Source organism: Xanthomonas hortorum (genome assembly GCF_040279205.1).
In the GTDB taxonomy this organism is placed as follows: domain Bacteria; phylum Pseudomonadota; class Gammaproteobacteria; order Xanthomonadales; family Xanthomonadaceae; genus Xanthomonas; species Xanthomonas hortorum_F.
The window spans coordinates 102,947-123,462 of record NZ_JBEOLS010000005.1 but is presented as its reverse complement, the minus strand read 5'-3'; the positions used below and the strand labels follow the sequence as shown (position 1 = coordinate 123,462).

Sequence of the window (20,516 nt, the reverse complement as noted above, 5' to 3'; positions counted from 1 at the left end):
TTGCGCCCATGTCGCAATGCCACGACGGGTGCATTAGGGATATCCGCACGGAACATGCCAACTTGAGTGCCAGTGTTCTAAAATGTGATTTACATCACATTTTTATCGATTGAGTGACCCCGATCGCCCTTCAGCCGATAATTCCGCGGCCGCTTGTCTTCCTTCCGCTTCCCAGTCCACGCCCATGTCCGATTCCTTTTATCGCTACGACGTCATCGTGATCGGCGGCGGCCATGCCGGCACCGAGGCCGCGCTGGCCTCCGCGCGCGCCGGTGCCCGCACCCTGCTGCTGACCCACAACATCGAGACGGTGGGCGCGATGAGCTGCAACCCGGCCATCGGCGGGATCGGCAAGGGCCATCTGGTCAAGGAAATCGACGCGCTGGGCGGGGCGATGGCGCGCGCGGCAGACTTGGCCGGCATCCAGTGGCGCACACTCAATGCCTCCAAGGGGCCGGCGGTGCGCGCCACCCGCTGCCAGGCCGACCGCACCCTCTACCGCAATGCGATCCGCTGCATCGTCGAGGCGCAGCCCAACCTGACCGTGTTCCAGGCAGCAGTGGACGATCTACTCATCCACAACGGCGCCGCCGAAGGCGACAGCGTGCGTGGAGTCCTCACCCAGACCGGGCTGCGCTTCGAAGCGACCTCGGTGGTGCTCACGGCCGGTACCTTCCTGGCCGGCAAGATCCACGTCGGTGAGACCCAGTACGCGGCCGGGCGCATGGGCGACCCGCCGGCCACCACGCTGGCCGCGCGCCTGCGCGAGCGGCCGTTCGCGATCGACCGGCTCAAGACCGGCACCCCGCCGCGTATCGACGGGCGCACGCTCGACTACAGCGTGATGGCCGAACAGCCGGGCGACGATCCGTTGCCGGTGATGTCGTTCATGGGCCAGCGCAGCGATCACCCGCGCCAGGTCAGCTGCTGGATCACTCACACCACCGAACAGACCCACGACATCATCCGCAGCGCGCTGCATCGCTCGCCGCTGTATTCGGGACAGATCGAAGGCATCGGCCCGCGTTACTGTCCGTCGATCGAAGACAAGGTGGTGCGCTTCGCCGAGAAGACCAGCCACCAGATCTTCGTCGAGCCCGAAGGCCTGGAGGTCACCGAGATCTATCCCAACGGCATCTCCACCTCGCTGCCGTTCGACGTGCAGCTGGCGCTGGTGCGCTCGATCCATGGGTTTGCGCAGGCGCATATCACCCGCCCCGGCTATGCGATCGAGTACGACTTCTTCGACCCGCGCGGGCTCAAGGCCTCACTGGAAACCAAGGCGGTGGGCGGGTTGTTCTTCGCCGGGCAGATCAACGGCACCACCGGTTACGAGGAAGCCGCCGCGCAAGGGTTGCTGGCCGGCCTCAACGCCGCGCGTCATGTGCAGGCCTTGCCGGCGTGGTCGCCGCGTCGCGATGAAGCGTACCTGGGCGTGCTGGTGGACGATCTGATCACCCACGGCACCACCGAGCCGTATCGCATGTTCACCAGCCGCGCGGAATACCGGCTGCAGCTGCGCGAAGACAATGCCGACGCGCGCCTGACCGGCGTGGGCCGTGCGATGGGCCTGGTCGACGATGCGCGCTGGGCGCGATTTTCGTCCAAGCAGGAGGCGGTGCAGCGCGAAAGCGCGCGCCTGCAGGCACTGTGGGCAACCCCGGGCAATGCGCTGGGGCGCGAAGTGGCCCAGGCCCTGGGCGTGGCGGTGAGCCGCGAGACCAACGTACTGGATCTGATCAAGCGCCCCGAACTCAACTACGCCGCGCTGATGCGCGTGCCGACGCTGGGGCCGGGCGTGGACGATACGCAGGTGGCCGAGCAGGTGGAGATCAGCGTCAAATACGCCGGCTATCTGGACCGCCAACGCGACGACATCGCGCGTCAGCAACGCCACGAAACCACGCCGATTCCAGAAGGGTTCGATTATGCCGGCGTGCGTGGCCTGTCGATCGAAGTGCAACAGAAACTCGAACGCGTGCGCCCGCAAAGTATCGGCCAGGCGCAGCGTATTGCCGGCATGACGCCGGCGGCGATCTCGCTGCTGCTGGTGCATCTGGAACGCGCGCGGCGCAGCCGGGTGGCGTAAGTGCTGTGTGGGTGAGCGATGACATCGCTGCATTGCAACGCGTGATCGATTAACCAACAGCCGCTGCAGTGGCATGCAATGGATCGCGCCACCAATCACGCCCCATGCCAATCAGGTACTACGCCTGGCGATCGCAGTGCGAAAACCGGTTAAAGCTGAATGCTTTAATGCCGGGCGATTGGTCACAGCAAGCCCCGTGCCGTTGCGCGAAACGTTGCCAGCGGATGTCACCATGCGATGCCATGTCGCCACGTGCGAAGCCACCGGTCCGCGCAGGCTTGCCGCTCGTCCGGCGGACTCTAGCGGCACGGGGGAAGTTGCTATGCTCGATCAACTATGACGACTTTCTAATCCATGAACAGATCGAGTGCGATGTTGAAGGCAACTGTGCGCAGTGCCTGTCTGCTTTTAGTGCTGATGCTGGCGAACATCGCGCCGGCGATGGCCACTACCGAAGAAGATGGCCGTTACTGGTTAAGTGTGTATGCCCAGGGCAAGTTGCCGGTCGAAAATCTGTACTGGAGCATGGATATCCATCCGCGCTGGCGCGAGGAAGGCGAGCAGTTCGACCAACTGATTCTGCGCCCCGCCGTGTTTTACCGGCTCAATCCCAAAGCCAGTGTCTGGATGGGCTACGACACCATTATCAGCCACCCGGCCGGGCAATCCTCCAACCGCGAAAATCGCTGGTGGGGGCAGTTTCAATATCAGTTCGATCCGATTGCCAATATCACCATTACCAGCCGCACGCGTCTGGAGCAACGCCACCGCGAAGGTTTCAGCGATGAAGGGTACCGGGTGCGCCAGATGATCCGGGCCGTGCGCCCCAGTGCGTTGTCGCCGCAATTGTCGTGGGTGGCGTTCAACGAACTGTTCGTCAATCTCGATCAGACCGAGTGGGGCGCGCGACGCGGTCTCGATCAGAACCGCGTATTCGTCGGTATCAACTGGAAGTTCAACGCCATCGCCAATGTCGATGTCGGGTATCTGAATCAGTTCGTCAACACACCTGCAGTGGACCGCGAAAACCACGTGCTGATGACCACCTTCCGCTTCAATTTCTAGTCACTCGCCCACCGCCCGATGGCGGGCAGCAAACGCTGGCGCAGCACCAGTGCCGCCAGCGCCAACGTCTCATCGGCGGCGCGCAGTACGCCGCCCATGTTGATGAAACCGTGGATCATGCCGGGGAAGCTGTGCAAGGTGACTTCCACGCCGGCAGCACGCAGCCGCTCGGCATAGGCGCGTCCTTCGTCGCAGAGCATGTCGCGATCGCCGACCACGACCAGTGCGGGCGCAACGCCGGCCACATCCGGCACCAGCATTGGCGAGACGCGCCAGTCCTGTGCAATGGCGGGGTCGGGCAACAGATGTCGATTGAAAAAGCGCACCGCATCTGCGGTGAGCGGCGGCAGGCCGGCATTGTGCGATCGCGACGGGTACACCCCCGTGTCCTCGCGTGCATCGGTGAGCGGATACACCAACACCTGGCAGCGCAACGCGATCCCGGCGTCGCGCGCGGCCAGCGCTGCAACTGCGGCCATAGCGCCGCCGATGCTGTCGCCAGCAATGGCCAGCCGCAGCACATCGGCACCAACCGCATGGGGCTGGGCCACCAGCCACTGCAGGGTGGCAATCACGTCTTCCACGCCGGCCGGTGCGGGGTGTTCCGGCGCCAGACGATAGTCGACCGCCAACAGCTGACAGCCGGCACGCGCAGCCAGTTGCCGGCAGACGTCGTCATGGGAGTCCAGATCGCCCACCACACCACCGCCGCCATGCACGAACAAGCAGGTCGGGGCGGGGCCAGGGGCAAGCTCGGATGGTCGATACAACCGCAACGGCACCGGGCCGGCAGCGGTGTCGGCATACAGATCGCGTACCTGCGCCATCTCCACCAGCGGGAAGCCGAGCTGCGCGCCCAGCGCGCGCATCATCCCGCGCGCACCTTCGATCGGCAGGGTGTCCATGGCCGGTTGACCGGATTGTTGAAGCTGGGCAAACAGGCGCACGACATCAGGATCAAACGACATGACAGACCCTCCAGGAGACGAGGAGCGAGCCTGCCAGATACTTATAATCAATCACCATTAAATTGCATAAATAATTTCAATGGTATTGCCTGATGCACGCCGCAGCGCTGCAAAACTCTTGACTGGCCTTGCATGCGGCGGCAAGGGCGGTACTCGGCGGGCTTGTGCGACAGTCACGCAATCAGCGTCAGTTGGTTTTTTTGCTGCGCCGCATCGCGTCTGCACGCGCTGGCATCGGCGCGCTCAGCGCGCACCGACACGTTGCCAATGAACAGTGCACGCTGGCAGCGCGCCTTGTGCGCCTTGTGCGCCATTGCCAGTGTCGCGCCGCATAGGGCGCGACAGCCGCTGCCTAATCTTCGTCTTCCGCAGCTGCCTCGCGGCCTTGCTGGCGAATGAGATTTTCCTGGCGTGCGTCTTCGATCGAGGCACGGATGGCGCGTACGTCGGCGCGGTGGGTGTCGAACTTGAAGCGGCCGGTCAGCACGCTGTCCGGGCGCAGCTCGCCCTTTTCGAACAGCGCCCACATCTCTTCGCCGTAGTAGGTTTCCAGCAACTCCGGCGCAAAGCGGCCCAGACAATCGCGCAGGTTGTGCACGTCGCGCAGCAGCATGTCGCGCGCGGCATTGTTGCCGGCGGCGCTGACCACCTGGGGGAAGTCGATCAACACCGGGCCCTCGGGCGAGACCAGCACGTTGTATTCGGACAGATCGCCGTGCACCAGGCCCAGCGACAGCATCTTGACCACGTCGCCGATCAGGCTGGTGTGGAACACGCGCGCCTGCTCCGGTTCCAGCTCTACCTCGCCCAGCCGCGGTGCGCTGTGGCCGGCTTCGTCGGTGACCAGATCCATCAGCAGCACGCCGTGGAAATAGCCGCGCGGCTTGGGCACATGCACGCTGGCATCCATCAGCTGGTAGAGCACCTCGGCTTCGGTGTTCTTCCACGCAGTCTCGGCTTCGCGGCGGCCGAACTTGGTGGCCTTGCCCATCGCGCGCGCCTGGCGGCTGCCGCGCACCTTGCGGCCTTCCTGGTATTGCACGCGTGCCTGGAAGCTGCGCTGCGCCATGTCCTTGTAGACCTTCGCGCACAGGATGTCGGCGCCTGTGCTGACCACATAGACGGATGCTTCCTTGCCGCTCTTCAGTGGTCGCAACACTTCGTCGATGATGCCGTCGTCGATCAGCGGTTGCAGGCCCTTGGGGGTTTTCATGGACTAAGAGGACCGATCCGGAACAAACCAGCGACGATTATGCGGCAAGCAGGGTGAAGCGATTACATGTCCAGGCACAAGCTGCGACCGGGGGCATGCATCGGCGTGAGCGCTTACCATGCGCAAACCTGTCCAACCTGCGACCCAATGCCCGAGCCCGCCGCCAGCCGACGCAAACGCCCCACCGCCGTGCCCGCAGTCGGGAGCGAACGCGGCCTGCCGCATGAGTTGATGCAGCAGATCGCCGCTGCCCAAGGCGACCCGGACTTCATGACCTCGCTGGGACGCGGGCTGGTGGTACTCAGCGTGTTCGCCCAGCACGCGCGCGAGGTGACGATGTCGCAGATCAGCCTGGAGACCGGTATCTCGCGCGCAGCGGTGCGGCGGGTGCTGCATACGCTGGCCAAGCTGGGCTATGTCGGCGAGCAGGGCCGCGGCTATGTACTGCTGCCGCGCGTGCTGGGGATCGGCGGGGCATATGCGGCCTCTTCATCGATGACCGCGGCAGCGCAGCCGGTGCTGGATGGCTTGCGTGACCAGTTGCACGAATCCTGCTCGCTAGGCGTGCTGGACGGCGACGACCTGTTGTACGTGGCGCGCGCCGAGACGGTGCGCATCATGTCGATCGGGCTGCGCCCGGGCACGCGCCTGCCGGCCTACTGCACCTCGATGGGCCGGGTGCTGCTGGCCGCCCTGCCCGGCGACACCTTGCAGGCGTACCTGGAGCGCACCACGCTGCGCCCGCGCACCGACCGCACGGTGACTCAGGCATCGGCGCTGCTGGAGCTGCTGGCACGTACGCGCCGCGAAGGCATGTGCCTGACCGATCAGGAACTGGAAATCGGCCTGCGCTCGATCGCGGTGCCGGTGCGTAACTTGCGCGGCGAGGTCATCGCCGCGCTCAACATCGGCGCCCAGGCCGGGCGCGTGAGCCTGCAGACGATGCAGACGCAGTTGCTGGAGCCGTTGAAGCAGGCGGCGCAGCGGTTGGGGGCGTTGTTGAGTTAGGGCTTGTCGAACACGCTCAGCGCGGCCGGCGCAGAAAGCCGACCACCGTATCCACCCAGGCGGCATGCGTGTCTTCGACATGCGCCACATGGTCGGCGTGCGGCAGCGTGACCCAACTGCGATCTTCGCTGCGCAGTCGTGCGTACAAGTGCGCGTTGTCCGGCTGGGTGGCAATAGGATCGTCGACGCCCCGCAGCAGTAGCACCGGCAGCGTTGCCACCTGCTCGGGCTGGAAGGCGAACTGCTCCATCGCGCGCCAGTCGGTGCGCACCGGGTCGGCCGACACCGCCTGCGCAGCGTAGGCCGCACGCACGCCGGAGGGCGCGGCATTGGCGGTGATGAAATCCTCGCCGGCTGCTTCGACCGTGGTGCGTGCGCGCAATGGCTGGGCTGGCGTTGGTGTGGCATCGGGAGCCGCATCGACATCGTCCGGAAAGCCGTACAGCACCAGCGCAGACAGCGCCTGCGGGTGTTGCTGGCCGATCAGCAGCGCCACCCGCGCGCCGTTGGAATAACCGAGCAGCGCCGGCGGCGGCAAGTGCGCGTGCTTGCGGGCGATCCAGACCAGCACCTCGGCGACATCGGCGACCGCGCGCGCCGGCGTGTTCCAGCCGCTGCCATCGCGCGCACTGCCGCCATAGCCGCGCAGATCCACCGCGTAGGCGGCATACCCGGCCCGCGCCAAGGCCGCGAGCACCGAGCGCGAATCGCGGGCTTCGCCGGGAACCTGCAGGTCGAAATTGGGCAGCGCACTCCAGGTGCGTCCATGTACCAGCAGGATCGTGCCACGCGGTTGTGCCGGTACGCGCGACCACACCGCCAGCGTCTGGCCATCGTCGGCGCGAACCTGCGACAGCTGCGTGCCCGGTCCGGGATGCGGCTGTGCCTGCAGCGCACAGGTGGCGAGCAGCAGCATCAGCAGGCAGGCGAAGCGCAACGTCATGAGTCATCTCCCTGGGACGTGATGTCCGATAGTGGCCATCTTGCCTGCGATGCTTGGCGGTGTACGAGTGGCACATGCCGATTCCGGGCACCGACGTGCCCGCCTGGCGGCTGCGTAATCGTTTTTTGGCCGCTCTTGCTGCTCGCGCCTCGAGCACGACACACACACGTGGTTGCGCTGCCGGCATGCGCAACGTGTTCCGGTTCGGCTGCGCTCGGTCGCTTTGTCGCTCGTCAGAGTGTCTGACGCGACGCTGGCGGCTCAGCCTTCGGCGGCCTGTTCTTCGAGAATCGGTTTGGCCAGCGCGAACGCGTGATTGGCCGCCGGCACGCCGCAATAGACCGCCGCCTGCAACAACACCTCCTTGATCTGATCGGGCGTGACGCCGTTGTTGCGCGCGGCGCGCACGTGCAGCTTGAATTCCTCGTCGTGGCCCAGCGCCACCATCATCGCCAGCGTCAGCAGCGAGCGGGTATGCGCGGGCAGGCCGTCGCGGGTCCAGATGCTGCCCCAGGCGTAGCGGGTGATCAGTTCCTGAAACTCTTCGGTGAACTCGGTGCGTGCGGCCAGCGATCGGTCGACATGCGCATCGCCGAGAACGCGCCGGCGCTCGTGCAGGCCGGCCTGATAACGCTCGTCTTCGTGCATTGGATCTCTCTTGCTTAGGGAATGGTTGGAGTGGCCGTGCAGCGTAGGCGTGCTGGCAGCTGCTTTAGTCGGCCCGGAGAAAGCGCAACACGGTGTCGTTGAACGCGGCCGGCGATTCCAGATTGCAGATATGCCGGCCGGGCACCTGCGCGTAATGGCCGTGCGGAGCGGCAGAGGCGATCTCGCGCAGATCGGTGGGTGGGCAGACCGGGTCATCTTCGCCAGCGACTGCGAGCAATGGCAGCGCCAGCGTGTCGAGCGCGCCACGAAAGTCGGCATCGGCCACGGCCTGGCAGCAGGCGATATAGCCGTCCGGCGAGGTCGCCACGAACGCGGCCACGATCATCTCCAGCCGTTGCGCGTGGCTGATGGTAAACGGCGGCGTGAACCAGCGCTGCAAGGTGGCATCGACCAGCACGGCCAGGCCTTCGCTGCGCACCTGTGCGATGCGCGCGTTCCAGCTCTCGCTGCTACCGATCTTCTGCGCAGTGGCGCAGACCACCAGCCGCCGCAGCCGTTGCGGTGCGTGCAGGCCCAGCCATTGCCCGGTGAGGCCGCCGATCGACACGCCGCAGAAGTCGCTCTGATCGATCTGCAACGCATCCCACAGCGCCAGCACGTCCTGGCCCAGGTCGCCAACGCTGTAGGGGCCGGGCGGCGTGTCCGAATCGCCATGGCCGCGGCGGTCGTAACGCAGGATGCGGTAGTGCGGCGCAAAGGCAGCGATCTGCATGTCCCACATCTGCAGGTCGGTGCCGAGCGAGTTGCAGAAGGTCAGCCAGGGGCGGCCTTCGGTGCCGTCCAGCCGATAGTGCAGGCGGTGCGTGGGCAACTGCAGATAGGCCATCAAAGTACCTTCAGCGAGAAAAAGAAGCGGCAAGCACGCGATCGATCCAGACCGAGGACATGCCGCGCCAGCTGCCCACATCGAACAGCGCCTGCAGTTGCGCATGCGTGAGCACCGCACTGACCAGTGCATCCTCGGCGAGCACCTCGCGCAGATGCCGCTGCTGCGCCTGCGCGCGTGCCACCGCCTGCTCCACCACCGCATGCGCCTGCGCCTTGCCGAGCTGCGCTGCGAGCGCGAACACCACCGCCTCGGCATACAGCACGCCGCCATGGCTATCCAGATGCGCGCGCATGCGCTCGCGGTCCAGTTCCAGATCGGCCAGGCACAGCTGCATCTGCGCAAGACTTCCGGCAGTGAGGCACACGATCTGCGGCAAGGTCTCCCATTCGGCGTGCCATTGCCCGGCGGCGCGCTCATGCGGCTGCGCCATCGCGCTGAACAAGGTCGCGACCAGGCCGGGCACGCGCGTGGCAGCCGCAATCGCGGCGACGCTGGAGACCGGATTGCGTTTGTGCGGCATTGCCGAGGAGCCGCCCTTGCCGGCAGCGGCAGGCTCGAACACTTCGCCGACTTCCGATTGCATCAGCAGCACCACATCGCCGCCGATCTTGCCCAAGGTGCCGGCCAACAGGCCGAAGGCGCAGCCGACCTCGACGAGGCGGTCGCGCGCGGTGTGCCACGGCAATGCAGGCAACGGCAGCGCCAGCGTCGTGGCCAGTGCCTGGGCGACATCGAGGCCGCGCTCCTGCAACGACGCCAACGTACCGGCTGCGCCACCGAACTGCAGTACCAAGGCATCGCGCTGCAAGGCCTGCAGGCGGTGGTGCGCGCGCTGCAACGCATCCAGCCAGCCGGCGACCTTGAGCCCGAAGGTGACCGGCACCGCCTGCTGCAACAAGGTGCGCCCAGGCAGGCCGGTATTGCGCTCGCGTTCGGCCAGTGCGGCCAGATCGGCGCACAGGTATTGCAGACGCGGTAGCAACAGGTCGAGCGCAGCGCGCAGCTGCAGCACCGTGCCGGTATCGATGACGTCCTGACTGGTGGCGCCCCAGTGCACCCAGCGCGCGGCCTGCGCATCGCGTTCGGCCACGCGTGCGGTCAGCGCCTTGACCAATGGAATGGCAGGGTTGCCGGCGAGTGCAGTGGCCTGCGCCAACGCGGCCAGATCGTAGTGCTGCACGTCGCAGGCATTGGCAATGGCCTGCGCGGCCTCGGCCGGGATCACACCGCATTGCGCCTGCGCGCGGGCAAGCGCGGATTCGAACGCCAGCATCGCCTGCACACGCGCCGCGTCGTCGAACAACGCGTCGCACGCAGGCTCGCCAAACAAGGATCCCAACAGGGAAGACGTCGCAGTCATGCATGGCCTCTCTTGACGTGCGGGCAGCATGGCACCGATGCGCAGGAGTGCCAACTGGCGTGCGCGGTGCGCACGCATCGCAGCATGGGCAAACGCGCAATGATGCTGCGATCAATAATGGAAGAACACCGTTTCCGCATCGCCCTGCATGTGAATGTCCCACACGTAGTTGCCACTACCGCGCGATTGCGCCAGCAGCGTGGCACGACGTTCGGCCGGCACCAGGGCAAGGATCGGATCGCTGCTCAGTTGCGGGTCGTCGGCGAAGTACAGCCGTGTCGACACGCCGCGCAGCAGCCCGCGCATGAACACCAGCACGGTCAGATGCGCGGCCTGCAGCTTGCCGTCGGGCCCGGCGACCTGGCCTGGCTTGATGGTGCTGAAGGAAAATCGCCCCTGCGCATCGGTCGGCACGCGGCCCCAGCCATCGAAGCTGGGGTCATGCGTTTCATAGCGAGTATCCGCGGCATGCGCATAGATGCCGGCCGCATCGGCTTGCCAGAGTTCCAGCACCGCGTCGGCCACCGGAGTGCCGGCGCCATCGAAGACACAACCGCTGATCTGCACCTGCGTGCCTGTGGCCTGCGCAGGTGCGAGCTGGTCGCGATACAGCGGCTCCAGCCCGAGCCGGTAATACGGGCCAACGGTTTGCGACGGGGTGGTGTGCAGGCTCATCGATTCACTCCCAGACCGTTTGCTTGCGACCGCGCAACACGATGTCGAAGCGGTAGGCCAGCGCGTATTCGCTCACCGCGTTTTCCCAGTCGAAACTGGACACCATGCGTTCGCGCGCCAGCGGATCGTCCACGCAGTTGTAGATCGGGTCGTGCGCCAGTAACGGATCGCCGGGGAAGTACATCTGGGTGATCAAGCGCTGTCCGATGCCATCGCCATGCAGCGAAAAATGGATATGCGCCGGCCGCCAGGCGTTGTAGTGATTACGCCACGGATACGCACCCGGCTTGATGGTCTTGAACGCATAGCGGCCGTGGTCGTCGGTGAGCACCTGGCCGGTACCGCGAAAATTGGGATCCAGCGGCGCATCGTGGCGATCGCCCGCATGTTGATAGCGGCCGGCCGCGTTGCATTGCCACACTTCCACCACGCTGTTGCGCACTGGCTTGCCGTTTTCGTCCAGCACGCGGCCGGAGACGATGATGCGCTCGCCCAACGGCTCGCCGGCAAAGCCGGCAGTGAGATCGGCGGCATGCTCGCCCAGGGTCAGCCGATCCAGTCGCGGCCCGGTGACTTCCGACAGCGTGACCGGGATGTCGATCGGCGCGCGTGTGGGGCCGCGCAACGCGGTGGATGCATAGGGAAGATGCAGATACGCCGGCTGCGTGCCGATCCGGGTGCGGCGATAGCCAAGCAGCGGATCGACTGGCGTGTCAGAGCTGGGGTCGCGCATGCGGGATCTCCATCGGTTGCGCTGCGGCGCGGTCGAGAATGCTGGCGTCAACGCTGCAAGCGTCGAGAACGCTATGGGTGTGCGGTAACGGCAGCGGTGGTTGCAACGGGCGCACTACACGCGCTCGATCGCCAGCGCCACGCCCTGCCCCACGCCGATACACATGCTGGCCAGGCCAAGCCGTCCGTTGCTGGCTTCCAGCTGCCGCAGCAAGGTCAACGCCAGCCGCGCGCCGCTCATCCCCAGTGGGTGGCCGAGTGCGATGGCGCCGCCGTTGGCGTTGACGTGTGGCGCATCGTCGGCCAGCCCGAACGCGCGCGTGCAGGCGAGCGCCTGCGCGGCGAAGGCTTCGTTGAGTTCGATCGCATCGAACTGCTCGATGGTCAGGCCCAACCGCGCCAGCAAGCGCTGCGTGGCCGGCACCGGGCCGATGCCCATGTAGGCCGGCTCCACACCCGCCGAGGCGAAGCCGAGCACGCGTGCCCGCGGGGTCAGCCCATGCGCGTGCACGGCCTGCGCAGACGCCAGCAACAGGGCGGCAGCGCCATCGTTCAGACCAGCCGCATTGCCGGCCGTCACCGTGCCGGGCTGGCGAAACACCGGCTTGAGCTTGGCCAGCATCTCGGCAGTGGTGTTCGGGCGCGGATGCTCGTCGCGATCGACCGCGCTTGCCTCGCCCCCTTTGCGTGCGGCCACCGGCACCGGCGTGATTTCTCCATCGAAGAACCCGGCCGCCTGTGCAGCGGCAACGCGTTGCTGACTGCGCAATGCAAAGGCATCCTGGTCTTCGCGCACGATGGCATAGCGCTGCGCCACGTTCTCTGCAGTTTCGCCCATCAACTCCACGCCATAGGCGCCCTGCAGACGCGGATTGACGAAACGCCAGCCCATCGTGGTGTCTTCCAGCTTTTGCGTGCGGGCGAACGCGCTCTCGGCCTTGCCCATGACCCAAGGCGCGCGGGTCATCGATTCGACCCCGCCGGCGATCGCCAGCCCCAGCTCGCCGGCACGGATGCCGCGCGCCACCGTGCCCACCGCATCCAGCCCGGAACCGCACAGGCGATTGAGCGTGCTGCCCGGCACCGAGCTGGGCAAGCCCGCCAGCAACAGACTCATGCGCGCGACATTGCGATTGTCCTCGCCGGCCTGATTTGCGCAGCCCAGGTAAACATCGTCGATCAGCGCCGGCTCCAGTTGCGGATTGCGTGACATCAACGCGGCGATCGGTATCGCGCCCAGGTCGTCGGCGCGCACGCCGGCCAGGGCGCCGCCGTAGCGGCCGATCGGCGTGCGGATGCCATCGATCAGATAGACCTCGCTCATGCCTCGGCTCCGGCTGCCTGCTTGCCATGCGCTGCGTCGGTGCGTGCCTGCAGCGCGCGCAGCGCCTGCAGTTCCGCAGCACTGGGTGGGGTGGTCTGCGCCAGATCGGCAGCGAAGCGGATCGGCCAGCCGGTGGCCGCGCTCACCTGCTCGCGGGTGCTGCCGGGATGCAGCGCGGTGACGGTGAGTTCGCGGGTCACGGGATCGGGCTCCATCACGCACAGGTCGGTGACGACCACGGTGGGGCCGGCGCCGGGCAGGCCGGCACGCTGCCGCGCATCGCCACCGTCCAGATGCCCGACCGTGGTGATGAAGTCCAGCGCAGGCACGAAACTGCGTCTGGATTGGCGAATGATGATGAACACCTGCTTGGCGCTGGCCGCGATCTCCGGCGCACCGCCCGCGCCAGGCAGCCGCGTTTTCGGCGCGTCGTAGGGGCCGATCACCGTGGTGTTGAGGTTGGCATGGCGATCGATCTGCGCCGCGCCCAGGAAGCCCACGTCCACGCGCCCGCCCTGCAGCCAGTAGCGGAAGATTTCCGGGGTGGAGACCACGGTGTCGGCGGTTTCGGCCAGTTCGCCGTCGCCGATCGACAACGGCAGCACCTCCGGGCGCGCGCCGATCGGGCCGGATTCGTAGATCAGGGTGACATCCGGCGCATGCGTCAGCCGCGCCAGGTTGGCGGCGGTGGACGGCAGGCCGATGCCGACGAAGCACACCGCGCCATCGGGCAGGCGCCGCGCCGCCGCCACGGTCATCATCTCGTTGGTGCTGTAGTCGCTCATGCGGCCACCTGTAGCTGCGATTGCGCGTGCACGCGCTGGAAGGCAGCGAAATCCTCGGTATCGAGAATATGCGTCTGGATCCACGCCTGAAAGCGCGCACGGTCGCGGGCGATCGCATCCCAGGCCAGATAGAAGCGATTGTCGCGGGCGTAGTAGCCATGCGCATACGAGGGCGCGGCGCCGCCGGGCACGTGGCAGACCGCATCCACCACCCAGCGCGGCAGGATGCAGGCGTTGGGAGGCGCATCCAGCGTATCGACGATCTCTTCCACCGTCACGATCACCTTGCGCGCCGCCAATGCGGCCTCTTTCTGCACGCCCAGAATGCCCCATAGCAGCACATTGCCGCGGCGGTCGGCCTGCTGCGCATGAATCACGGTGACATCGGGATTCACCGCCGGCGTGGTGGCCAGCGTTTCGCCGGTATACGGGCATTGCAGGAACTTGATGCTGTCGTTGACGCGCGGCAGGTCCGAGCCGACATAACCGCGCAGCACCGCGAACGGCAGGCCCGAGGCACCGGCCACGTAGGCGTTGGCCATATCGGCATGGCTATGTTCGCGGATCTGTAGCGGCTGCGGCCAGGCGTGTTCGACCGCATCGCGCAGCCGGTGCAGCGAGCCGACGCCGGGATTGCCGCCCCAGGAAAACCGCAATGCCGCCGCGCACCCGGCGCCGATCAGCTGGTCGTAGATCAGATCCGGCGTCATGCGCACCAGGTGCAGGTCGCGCTTGTGCTGGCGGATCACCTCATGGCCGGCGGCGTGCGGGATCAGATGGGTGAAGCCTTCCATCGCCACGCAATCGCCGTCAGCGATCAGCTGGGACACCGCTTCTGAGAGGGAGACGATCTGGGCCATTGCAAGAGTCCTGCGCAGCGAGCGTGCGGTCACGGTAGGCGCAGCGGCACAGCCCGGTCAATCCGATTATCGGTGTGCATATTCGATAATCGCACAATTTCGCTTGGCGACTGACGCTCCAACATTGTCTCCGGTGTATACATAACTTCGCTTGCAAGCAGACGCCAGCGCTGGCAAGCGGGTCAACTGATTGCCAGCCGGCGTACCACTGCCGATCCGCACCCCAGGTTGTATACAAACCCCAGGAGTCACGGTCATGTCCCAGTCCAAGCAGCTGTTTCCCCTCAACGCGTGGTATGCCGTCGCCTGGGACCACGAGATCAAGCACGCGCTGGCCCCGCGCAAGGTCTGCAACCTGGATGTGGTGCTGTATCGCAGCACCGCCGGGGCCGTGATCGCACTCGAAGACGCGTGCTGGCATCGCCTGGTGCCGCTGTCGATGGGCAAGCTGCGCGGCGACGATGTGGTGTGCGGTTATCACGGGCTGGTCTACAACACCCAGGGCCGCTGCGTGCACATGCCCTCGCAGGAAACCATCAATCCGTCTGCCTGCGTGCGCAGTTTCCCGGTGGCCGAGAAGCATCGCTATGTGTGGATCTGGCCCGGCGACCCGGCGCAGGCCGACACCAGCCTGATTCCCGATCTGCATTGGGCGCACGACCCGGCCTGGGCCGGCGATGGACGCACCATCTACGCCAAGTGCGACTACCGGCTGGTGCTGGACAACCTGATGGACCTGACCCACGAGACCTTCGTGCATGGCTCCAGCATCGGCCAGGACGAGATCGCCGAAGCGCCGTTCGATGTGATGCACGGCGACCGCTCGGTGGTGGTGTCGCGCTGGATGCGCAATATCGACGCGCCACCGTTCTGGGCCAGCCAGATCGCGCGCCATCTGGATTACCACGGCAAGGTCGATCGCTGGCAGATCATCCGTTTCGAAGCGCCCGGCACCATCGCCATCGATGTCGGTGTGGCCATCGCCGGCACCGGTGCGCCGGAAGGCGACCGCAGCCAGGGTGTCAACGGCTACGTGCTCAATACCATCACGCCCGAAACCGACACCACCTGCCATTACTTCTGGGCGTTCATGCGCAACTATGCACTGCACGATCAATCCCTGACCACGCTGACCCGGGCCGGCGTCACCGGCGTGTTCGGCGAGGACGAGGCGGTGCTGGAAGCGCAGCAGCGCGCCATCGATGCACATCCGGATCACACCTTCTACAACCTCAACGTCGATGCCGGCGGCATGTGGGCGCGCCGCGTGATCGATCGGCTGATCGCACAGGAACAGCGCGCGCAGGAATTGTCGCTGCGCATGGTGGGCTAAAGCACCGCGACGGAGGTTCGCATGTCACCGACCACCCCGTTTCGCAGCAGTGCCGCGCAAACCACGCGCGCGCTGCTGTCGCTACGCGAACTGATTCTCGACGGCACCCTGCCGGCCGGCGCGCGGCTGTCCGAGCTGGCGGTGGTGCAGCGGCTGGGCATGTCGCGCACGCCGGTACGCGCCGCGTTGCAGCGTCTCTGCGAAGAAGGCCTGGCCAGCGCACTGCCGGGCGGCGGCTACGCTGTGCAGGCCTTCAGCGAACGCGATGTGCACGATGCGATCGAACTGCGCGGCACGCTCGAAGGCCTGGCCGCGCGCATGGCCGCCGAACGCGGGGCATCCGCCGCATCGCTGACCCAGGCTCGCCAGTTGCTGGACACGCTCGACGGCATCGTCGGCTCGCCGCTGCACGCCATCGACTTCACCGCCTATGTGCAGGCCAATGCGCAGTTCCACGCGTTGCTGGTGGCCATGGCCGGCAGCGATGTGCTGGGCCGCGAACTCACCCGCGTGCTGCAGTTGCCGTTCGCCTCGCCCAACAGCCTGGTCATGGCGCAGACCACCAGCGCCGAAGCACAACTGATCCTGACCCTGGCGCAAGACCAGCATCGCGAAGTCATCGCTGCCATCGAATACCGCCAGGGCGCGCGTGCCGAAGCGCTGATGCGCGAACACGCACGGCTTGCGCATCGCAATCTGCGCCACGTACTGCAAACCCCGGCGGCGATCACCCAGGTGCGCGGTGGCGCCTTGATCGGCCGCGCCCATCCGTCCAACGCTGGCAGCAGCCAGCACACCCTTCTGCCCGGAGTTCCCCATGCGTAAAGACACCCAGTGGCACCGCGCCCACGTCGTCAGCATTGCCGATGCCTGCGAGGGCGTGCGCGAGATCGTGCTCGATCCCGGCACTGCGGCGCGCCCGTTCGAGGTGGGCAGTCATCTGGATTTTCGCGTGCAGTTGCATGGCCGGCCCGATGTGCGTTCGTACTCGCTGGTGGGCGAACCGCGCTCCGATGGCCATTACCAGATCGCGGTACGGCAGATGCCCGACAGCCGCGGCGGCTCGCGGCATATGTGGACCTTGCAGCCCGGCGATGTAGTGGAGATCTCGCCGCCCAGCAACAACTTTGCGCTGGATGAGAGTGGCGAGGAAATCCTGCTGATCGCCGGCGGCATCGGCATCACGCCGATCATCGGCATGGCGCAGCGGCTGTCACGTCGCCACCGGTCCTTTCGCCTGCTGTACGTCGGTCGCTCGCGTGCTGCGATGGCGTATGCGGACGAGTTGGAAACCTTGCTCGGCGAGCGCCTGCAGCTGCATTGCGACGACACCGCTGGGCGGCCGGATCTTGCCGCCGAATTGGCGCGCCTGTCGCCCAATGCCGAGGTGTATGTGTGCGGGCCGCTGGGCATGCTCGAAGCAGTGCGCCAGCACTGGCACGCCGCCGGGCGTTCGCGTGCGCGGCTGCATTTCGAAACCTTCGGCAATAGCGGGCGGGTGCCGGCGCAGGCCTTCGTGGTCAAGCTGCCCGGGCTCGGCCTGGAAGTGCCGGTGGCGGAAAACGAATCGATGCTGGATGCCCTGGCCGATGCCGGGGTGGAGCTGATCGCCGAATGCCGTCGTGGCGAATGCGGGCTGTGCGCGGTGGAGGTGCTGGACAGCGCGGCCGATATCGACCACCGCGATGTGTTCTTCAGCGACGAACAACGCCGCGAGAACCGCAAGCTGTGCGCCTGCGTTTCGCGCGCGGTCGGTGGCAGCATCAGTATCGATACGGGGTATCGCGGCGAGCTGGGCTGAGGGCGCAGCAAAACTGCCGCGCCCACCATCAGCCAGGCGTGGCAGGCACTCGCTGCGGCGTGTGCCACGCGCACACTGCGGTTTCTGCGTGCGCCGTCCACGCCCACCTGACGACTGCTCGCTACGGCTTGCACGCAGCCGTGTTTGCATCCTCACGCACATGCGCGATCATCTGCGCATGGAGTCGACTCACTACAGGACGGTCCCGGCGCCGGCGCTCAACCCGCGCCAGGAGCAATTGGTGGCATTGGTGCGGCAGCAGGGCTTTGCCGAGGTGGAAGGGCTGGCAACGCGCTTCGACGTCACCCCGCAGACCATTCGCCGCGACCTCACGTTGCTGTGCGATGCCGGCGTGCTGCGCCGCTATCACGGCGGCGTCAGCATGCCCTCTAGCGTGGAAAACCTGGCCTACACCGCGCGCAAGGCGCTACAGGCGCGCGAAAAGCAGCACATCGCCGCCCAGGTCGCCCGCTTCATTCCCGACGATGCCTCGCTGTTCATCAACCTGGGCACCACCAATGAAGAGGTGGCACGCGCATTGCTGCAGCATCGCGGCCTGCGTGTGATCACCAACAACCTCAACGTGGCGGTGATGCTCAGCGCCAATCCCAGCTTCGAGGTCATCGTGGCCGGCGGCGTGGTACGCGGACGCGACCAGGGCGTGACTGGCGAGGCGACGGTGGAGCTGATCCGTCAGTTCAAGGTGGATTTCGGGGTGATCGGCATTTCCGGCATCGACCTGGACGGCACCTTGCTGGATTTCGACTACCAAGAGGTGCGGGTGGCCCAGGCCATCATCGAGCACTCGCGGCAGGTGCTGCTGGCTGCCGACCACAGCAAGTTCGGCCGCAACGCCATGGTGCGGCTAGGCGCGATCGCCCAGGTGCACGACTGGTTCACCGACCGGCCACCGCCGCAGGAACTGGCCGCGGTGCTGGCCGAGGCCGGCACCCGGGTGCATCTGGCCGAGCCTGGCGACGCCGGCTGAGCCAATTGTTCGTTTTTGTGCGTTTACGGTGCGGCGTGCCGATCTGGCCGCCCTAATGATCCGCCCTGACTATCGAATTTCCGGCTTCGATAGGCCAAATTCCTCTGTGTTCGCCAAGTTCTCAGGCCTGACGCCTCTTCACGTCCCGAAAAGGTTTGATGCTCGAATATGTTCGAACATGACAACTTGGGTTCGCTACTGGCGCGCCCGGACGGAGACACCGATGGGCGAGACATACGATCTTCTGGTGATAGGCGGCGGCATCAACGGGGTCGGCATCGCCCGCGATGCGGCCGGGCGTGGCCTATCGGTGTGCCTGTGCGAGCAGGACGATCTGGCCGCGCATACCAGCAGCGCCAGCACCAAGCTCATTCACGGCGGCCTGCGCTACCTGGAGCAGTACGAGTTCGCGCTGGTCGGCAAGGCGCTGGCCGAGCGCGAGGTGCTGCTGCGGCTGGCCCCGCACATCATCTGGCCGTTGCGTTTCCTGCTGCCGCATCAACCGCATCTGCGTCCGGCATGGATGATCCGCGCCGGGCTGTTTCTGTACGACCATCTCGGCGGCAGCAAGCGCAGCCTGCCGCGCTCGCGCCGGCTGTCGCTGCGCACGCACCCGGTCGGCCAGCCATTGCAGGAATCGCTGCGCACCGGTTTTGTGTACTCCGATGCCTGGGTGCAGGACGCGCGGCTGGTGGTGCTCAATGCGATGGACGCCGCCAGGCGTGGCGCGCAGATCCATACGCGCACGCGCTGTGTCGGTGCCTGGCGCGATGCGGGGTTCTGGTATGCCGAACTCGAAGGTCGCGACGGCCGCCGCCGCACCGTGCAGGCGCGTGCGCTGGCCAATGCGGCCGGTCCGTGGGCGGTGTCGTTCCTGGACAAGGTGGCCGCGGTGCCGCACAAGCATGCGCTGCGCCTGGTCAAGGGCAGCCACATCGTAGTGCCCAAACTGTTCGACCACGACCATGCGTACATCTTCCAGCAACCGGACCGGCGCATCGTGTTCGCCATTCCGTACGAGCACGACTTCACCTTGATCGGCACCACCGATGTCGACCACGAAGACGACCCCGCCACGCCCAAGATTGACGCGGCCGAGGTGCAGTATCTGTGCGAAGCGGTGAACCTGTATTTCCAGCAGCAGATCAGCCCCGCCGATGTGGTCTGGAGCTATAGCGGCGTGCGCCCGCTGCTCGACGATGCCGAGGACAACGCCGCCGAAGTCACCCGCGATTACCAACTGGAAGTGCTCACCGACGGCGCGCCGTTGCTCAATGTGTTCGGCGGCAAGCTGACCACGTATCGCAAGCTCGCCGAAGAGGCGGTCGACCGCCTGACTCACGCATTGGGTGCGCGCAAGCCGGCATGGACGGCGCGTGGCGACGCATTGCCCGGCGGTGAACAGCGCGATATCGCCAGCCTGCTCGAACGCGTCAGCAGCGCGCGGCCGTGGCTGCCGGCACCTACCGCACAGCGGCTGGTACGCAACTACGGCACCTGCGCGGAGCAGTTGTTGGGCGAGGCGCAGGACATCGCGGCCTTGGGTACGCACTTCGGTGCCGATCTGTACCAGGCCGAGGTGGACTACCTGCGTGCCCACGAGTGGGCCGTGACCGCCGACGACATCCTGTGGCGCCGCAGCAAACTCGGTCTGCGCATCGATGCGGCCGGGCGCCAGCGTCTGGAAGACTATCTGCAGACGCAATCGGTCCAGCAGGCGGACGTGGTACCGGCCTGATCGAACAGCGTTGCCGGCGAGGACGGGTCGTTCGGCAACGTATCCTGGCGCATTCGCCAGCATCATCCTGAGTCACGTGGAGGGCAACCCAGATGAGCACCAACCAACACCCCTGCGCGCCAACATGCGCGCCGCA

19 protein-coding genes and 1 other RNA gene are annotated in these 20,516 nt (G+C 66.3%); 9 read left to right on the top strand and 11 right to left on the bottom strand.

Annotated features, from left to right (window positions below; genetic code table 11):
- Positions 1 to 184 precede the first annotated feature (184 nt).
- Together mnmG and ABS769_RS03945 are read left to right on the top strand one after the other, a co-directional pair.
- Positions 185 to 2,089, top strand: a complete 1,905-nt coding sequence (gene mnmG / locus ABS769_RS03950; RefSeq protein ID WP_317060945.1) for a tRNA uridine-5-carboxymethylaminomethyl(34) synthesis enzyme MnmG — start codon at positions 185 to 187, stop codon at positions 2,087 to 2,089.
- Between the two features lie 354 nt (positions 2,090 to 2,443).
- The gene (locus ABS769_RS03945) at positions 2,444 to 3,154 is read left to right on the top strand and encodes a DUF2490 domain-containing protein (protein ID WP_317060944.1); all 711 of its coding nucleotides are present in this window, start codon (positions 2,444 to 2,446) and stop codon (positions 3,152 to 3,154) included.
- Here ABS769_RS03945 and ABS769_RS03940 read toward each other — a convergent pair.
- A complete protein-coding gene (locus tag ABS769_RS03940) occupies positions 3,151 to 4,122 on the bottom strand; it encodes an alpha/beta hydrolase (protein ID WP_317060943.1) in 972 nt (323 codons plus the stop codon). The genes ABS769_RS03945 and ABS769_RS03940 overlap by 4 nt on opposite strands.
- A 352-nt stretch (positions 4,123 to 4,474) precedes the next feature.
- A complete protein-coding gene (locus ABS769_RS03935) occupies positions 4,475 to 5,335 on the bottom strand; it encodes a PA4780 family RIO1-like protein kinase (protein ID WP_006451961.1) in 861 nt (286 codons plus the stop codon).
- A 147-nt stretch (positions 5,336 to 5,482) separates the two neighbouring features.
- Here ABS769_RS03935 and ABS769_RS03930 point away from each other — a divergent pair, with 147 nt between their 5' ends.
- The gene (locus ABS769_RS03930) at positions 5,483 to 6,343 is read left to right on the top strand and encodes an IclR family transcriptional regulator domain-containing protein (RefSeq protein WP_055828399.1); all 861 of its coding nucleotides are present in this window, start codon (positions 5,483 to 5,485) and stop codon (positions 6,341 to 6,343) included.
- A gap of 16 nt (positions 6,344 to 6,359) precedes the next feature.
- Here the strand turns inward: ABS769_RS03930 and ABS769_RS03925 are convergent, their stop codons facing one another.
- The 9 genes from ABS769_RS03925 to ABS769_RS03885 all read right to left on the bottom strand — a co-directional run bounded on the left by ABS769_RS03925 (position 6,360) and on the right by ABS769_RS03885 (position 14,520).
- Entirely contained in the window at positions 6,360 to 7,286 is a 927-nt protein-coding gene (locus tag ABS769_RS03925) for an alpha/beta hydrolase (RefSeq protein ID WP_317060942.1), read from the bottom strand.
- Positions 7,287 to 7,547: 261 nt separating this feature from the next.
- Entirely contained in the window at positions 7,548 to 7,934 is a 387-nt protein-coding gene (gene pcaC / locus ABS769_RS03920) for a 4-carboxymuconolactone decarboxylase (RefSeq protein ID WP_006449044.1), read from the bottom strand.
- A 64-nt stretch (positions 7,935 to 7,998) separates the two neighbouring features.
- Complete coding sequence (gene pcaD / locus ABS769_RS03915) at positions 7,999 to 8,781, bottom strand: 3-oxoadipate enol-lactonase (RefSeq protein ID WP_317060940.1); 783 nt, start codon at positions 8,779 to 8,781, stop codon at positions 7,999 to 8,001.
- A 10-nt stretch (positions 8,782 to 8,791) separates the two neighbouring features.
- The gene (locus ABS769_RS03910) at positions 8,792 to 10,144 is read right to left on the bottom strand and encodes a 3-carboxy-cis,cis-muconate cycloisomerase (protein ID WP_317060939.1); all 1,353 of its coding nucleotides are present in this window, start codon (positions 10,142 to 10,144) and stop codon (positions 8,792 to 8,794) included.
- Positions 10,145 to 10,255: 111 nt separating this feature from the next.
- Positions 10,256 to 10,819 (bottom strand): protocatechuate 3,4-dioxygenase subunit alpha, encoded by a 564-nt coding sequence (gene pcaG / locus ABS769_RS03905; RefSeq protein ID WP_317060937.1) that lies wholly within the window; start codon positions 10,817 to 10,819, stop codon positions 10,256 to 10,258.
- A 4-nt stretch (positions 10,820 to 10,823) separates the two neighbouring features.
- The gene (gene pcaH, locus ABS769_RS03900) at positions 10,824 to 11,552 is read right to left on the bottom strand and encodes a protocatechuate 3,4-dioxygenase subunit beta (protein ID WP_023902289.1); all 729 of its coding nucleotides are present in this window, start codon (positions 11,550 to 11,552) and stop codon (positions 10,824 to 10,826) included.
- A 114-nt stretch (positions 11,553 to 11,666) separates the two neighbouring features.
- Positions 11,667 to 12,875, bottom strand: coding sequence for a 3-oxoadipyl-CoA thiolase (gene pcaF / locus ABS769_RS03895; protein WP_317060936.1), 1,209 nt, complete (start codon positions 12,873 to 12,875; stop codon positions 11,667 to 11,669).
- The gene (locus ABS769_RS03890) at positions 12,872 to 13,660 is read right to left on the bottom strand and encodes a CoA-transferase subunit beta (RefSeq protein WP_039517333.1); all 789 of its coding nucleotides are present in this window, start codon (positions 13,658 to 13,660) and stop codon (positions 12,872 to 12,874) included. The genes pcaF and ABS769_RS03890 overlap by 4 nt, the downstream gene beginning before the upstream one ends.
- Positions 13,657 to 14,520, bottom strand: coding sequence for a CoA transferase subunit A (locus ABS769_RS03885; RefSeq protein WP_317060935.1), 864 nt, complete (start codon positions 14,518 to 14,520; stop codon positions 13,657 to 13,659). Before ABS769_RS03885 ends, ABS769_RS03890 begins: the two co-directional genes overlap by 4 nt.
- 256 nt (positions 14,521 to 14,776) lie before the next feature.
- Between ABS769_RS03885 and ABS769_RS03880 the strand changes: the two genes are divergently transcribed.
- The 6 genes from ABS769_RS03880 (at position 14,777) to glpD (ending at position 20,380) form a co-directional block, all read left to right on the top strand.
- Positions 14,777 to 15,853 (top strand): aromatic ring-hydroxylating dioxygenase subunit alpha, encoded by a 1,077-nt coding sequence (locus ABS769_RS03880; protein ID WP_006449036.1) that lies wholly within the window; start codon positions 14,777 to 14,779, stop codon positions 15,851 to 15,853.
- 21 nt (positions 15,854 to 15,874) lie between these two features.
- Positions 15,875 to 16,678 carry a GntR family transcriptional regulator gene (locus ABS769_RS03875; protein ID WP_317060934.1) on the top strand — a complete coding sequence of 268 codons (804 nt, stop codon included), beginning with the start codon at positions 15,875 to 15,877 and terminating at the stop codon, positions 16,676 to 16,678.
- Positions 16,671 to 17,654 carry a PDR/VanB family oxidoreductase gene (locus ABS769_RS03870; RefSeq protein ID WP_317060933.1) on the top strand — a complete coding sequence of 328 codons (984 nt, stop codon included), beginning with the start codon at positions 16,671 to 16,673 and terminating at the stop codon, positions 17,652 to 17,654. Before ABS769_RS03875 ends, ABS769_RS03870 begins: the two co-directional genes overlap by 8 nt.
- A 59-nt stretch (positions 17,655 to 17,713) precedes the next feature.
- Positions 17,714 to 17,803: non-coding RNA, sX9 sRNA (locus tag ABS769_RS03865), on the top strand.
- An 11-nt stretch (positions 17,804 to 17,814) separates the two neighbouring features.
- Positions 17,815 to 18,642, top strand: a complete 828-nt coding sequence (locus ABS769_RS03860) for a DeoR/GlpR family DNA-binding transcription regulator (RefSeq protein ID WP_317060932.1) — start codon at positions 17,815 to 17,817, stop codon at positions 18,640 to 18,642.
- A gap of 223 nt (positions 18,643 to 18,865) precedes the next feature.
- Positions 18,866 to 20,380 (top strand): glycerol-3-phosphate dehydrogenase, encoded by a 1,515-nt coding sequence (gene glpD / locus ABS769_RS03855; protein WP_317060931.1) that lies wholly within the window; start codon positions 18,866 to 18,868, stop codon positions 20,378 to 20,380.
- Positions 20,381 to 20,516: the final 136 nt, after the last annotated feature.

Bases quoted from the DNA above. Each gene is read 5' to 3' on its own strand.
- ABS769_RS03910 (WP_317060939.1), bottom strand. From the start codon at position 10,144: ATGACTGCGACGTCTTCCCTGTTGGGATCCTTGTTTGGCGAGCCTGCG.
- ABS769_RS03875 (WP_317060934.1), top strand. From the start codon at position 15,875: ATGTCACCGACCACCCCGTTTCGCAGCAGTGCCGCGCAAACCACGCGC.
- ABS769_RS03925 (WP_317060942.1), bottom strand. From the start codon at position 7,286: ATGACGTTGCGCTTCGCCTGCCTGCTGATGCTGCTGCTCGCCACCTGT.
- ABS769_RS03945 (WP_317060944.1), top strand. From the start codon at position 2,444: ATGAACAGATCGAGTGCGATGTTGAAGGCAACTGTGCGCAGTGCCTGT.
- pcaF (WP_317060936.1), bottom strand. From the start codon at position 12,875: ATGAGCGAGGTCTATCTGATCGATGGCATCCGCACGCCGATCGGCCGC.
- ABS769_RS03940 (WP_317060943.1), bottom strand. From the start codon at position 4,122: ATGTCGTTTGATCCTGATGTCGTGCGCCTGTTTGCCCAGCTTCAACAA.
- pcaG (WP_317060937.1), bottom strand. From the start codon at position 10,819: ATGAGCCTGCACACCACCCCGTCGCAAACCGTTGGCCCGTATTACCGG.
- ABS769_RS03870 (WP_317060933.1), top strand. From the start codon at position 16,671: ATGCGTAAAGACACCCAGTGGCACCGCGCCCACGTCGTCAGCATTGCC.
- pcaD (WP_317060940.1), bottom strand. From the start codon at position 8,781: ATGGCCTATCTGCAGTTGCCCACGCACCGCCTGCACTATCGGCTGGAC.
- ABS769_RS03890 (WP_039517333.1), bottom strand. From the start codon at position 13,660: ATGAGCGACTACAGCACCAACGAGATGATGACCGTGGCGGCGGCGCGG.
- glpD (WP_317060931.1), top strand. From the start codon at position 18,866: ATGGGCGAGACATACGATCTTCTGGTGATAGGCGGCGGCATCAACGGG.
- ABS769_RS03930 (WP_055828399.1), top strand. From the start codon at position 5,483: ATGCCCGAGCCCGCCGCCAGCCGACGCAAACGCCCCACCGCCGTGCCC.
- ABS769_RS03885 (WP_317060935.1), bottom strand. From the start codon at position 14,520: ATGGCCCAGATCGTCTCCCTCTCAGAAGCGGTGTCCCAGCTGATCGCT.
- mnmG (WP_317060945.1), top strand. From the start codon at position 185: ATGTCCGATTCCTTTTATCGCTACGACGTCATCGTGATCGGCGGCGGC.
- ABS769_RS03880 (WP_006449036.1), top strand. From the start codon at position 14,777: ATGTCCCAGTCCAAGCAGCTGTTTCCCCTCAACGCGTGGTATGCCGTC.
- pcaH (WP_023902289.1), bottom strand. From the start codon at position 11,552: ATGCGCGACCCCAGCTCTGACACGCCAGTCGATCCGCTGCTTGGCTAT.
- pcaC (WP_006449044.1), bottom strand. From the start codon at position 7,934: ATGCACGAAGACGAGCGTTATCAGGCCGGCCTGCACGAGCGCCGGCGC.
- ABS769_RS03860 (WP_317060932.1), top strand. From the start codon at position 17,815: ATGCGCGATCATCTGCGCATGGAGTCGACTCACTACAGGACGGTCCCG.
- ABS769_RS03935 (WP_006451961.1), bottom strand. From the start codon at position 5,335: ATGAAAACCCCCAAGGGCCTGCAACCGCTGATCGACGACGGCATCATC.